The organism is Tritonibacter sp. SIMBA_163 (assembly GCF_046535935.1).
Classification (GTDB): Bacteria; Pseudomonadota; Alphaproteobacteria; order Rhodobacterales; family Rhodobacteraceae; genus Epibacterium; species Epibacterium scottomollicae.
Genome location: NZ_JAWJBP010001445.1, coordinates 1 through 232, shown reverse-complemented (window position 1 = coordinate 232; position 232 = coordinate 1). Strand labels below are relative to the sequence as shown.

Genomic DNA, 232 nt, shown 5'->3' with positions numbered 1-232 from the left:
CCCGTTTCCAGGGCTACTCTGGCGATCCAAGCGAGCATTGGGTTGCTATGCTGCCGCAGAACAGCGAACAGCCGCTTTTCCTCGTCAGAACTCAGGCGGCGGTTACGCCCTTCTCCTGGGCTAGGCTTGCGAATGTTCTGGACGGGATTATAGGTAAGTCCCAGCCCCCACTCCTGTATGGCAACGGTGTAAAGGTGTCCAAGTAAGGCAAGCTCCAGGCGCACGGTATTAG

The 232-nt window shown here is 57.3% G+C and carries 1 protein-coding gene; it reads left to right on the top strand.

The window, feature by feature from the left end; all coding sequences use genetic code 11:
• Window positions 1–206: hypothetical protein (locus R0J92_RS27080; RefSeq protein ID WP_411053956.1), on the top strand; the 206-nt coding region annotated here is incomplete at its 5' end.
• Between the last annotated feature and the right edge of the window lie 26 nt (window positions 207–232).